Below are 1053 nucleotides of genomic sequence, written 5' to 3'. Positions count from 1 at the left end.
GCGCGCCCCACGCCGCGCCCCGACCCGGCCGACGACGCCGGCCACCACCAGCAGGACCGCGAGACCACCGGCCACCCAGCCCGGCCAGTACCCCGCCGCCACCGCGGGCGTGACCGAGGACCGCAACGGCAGGTTCGCCACGAACTCGTCGGCCGTGAACAGGTCGGTCGTGCGCACCACGCTCCCGTCCGGCGTGATCACCGCCGAGACCCCCACCGTCGAGATCTGCACCGCCGCCCGCCCGGTCGTGACCGCCTGCAGCCGCGACATCGCCAGCTGCTGCGTCGACTCCGCCGTCCAGCCGAACGACGCGTTGTTCGTCGGGATCACCAGCACCTGAGCACCCTGCTCGACGGCGTCCCGCACGATCTCGTCGTACGCCACCTCGAAGCAGATCACGGTCCCCAGCCGGTACGCACCCTGCCCCAGACGGCTCGGCACGTCGACGACCGGCGGGTTCACCCCAGCGATCATGTCCGTGGTCACCCGGTCCACCTGGTCCGAGAAGACCCGCAGCACCGACCGCAGCGGGATGTACTCACCGAACGGCGCCGGGTGCTGCTTCGCGTACCGGCCGATCACGCCCTGCCCCGCCTGCCACAGCAACGACACGTTGTACCGGCCGCCCGTCTCCGGGAACTCCTGCGCCCCCACCAGGATCGGCGCCCCCACCGCCGCGGACGCCGCGTCGAGCCCGTCCGCGACGTCCGGCGCCGTCTGCGGGTCCAGGTCGCTACCGTTCTCCGGCCACAGCACCACGTCGAGCTCACCGGCGTAGTCCTCCGCCAGCACGTACGTGCCCTCCAGATGGTTGTTCAGCACCTCCGCCCGGTTCGCGAACGCCCCCAGGCCCGGCTCCCCCACGTTCCCCTGCACCGCGCCCGCCCACAGCTGCCCGTCCTCGGCCAGGTCGCTCCCGGCGTCGTACACCTCGTTCCCCTCCGGCGTCCGGACAGGGCCGGCGCTCGCGGACGTGGGTACCGGCAGCACGAGCGGCACCAGGACGACGACGGCGCCCAGCGCGAGGGCGCCGACGGCGCGGCCGACGTCGGC

Annotated in this window: 1 protein-coding gene; it reads right to left on the bottom strand. The window is 73.8% G+C overall.

The window, feature by feature from the left end; genetic code table 11:
• Window positions 1-1053, bottom strand: a 1053-nt coding sequence (gene lnt, locus PROKR_RS16280; protein WP_084800486.1) for an apolipoprotein N-acyltransferase, incomplete at both ends; no start/stop codon positions are given.

Source organism: Promicromonospora kroppenstedtii DSM 19349, assembly GCF_000515355.1.
In the GTDB taxonomy this organism is placed as follows: domain Bacteria; phylum Actinomycetota; class Actinomycetes; order Actinomycetales; family Cellulomonadaceae; genus Promicromonospora; species Promicromonospora kroppenstedtii.
The sequence above is the reverse complement of the archived record's forward strand: the minus strand, read 5'-3'. Positions and strand labels throughout refer to the sequence as shown.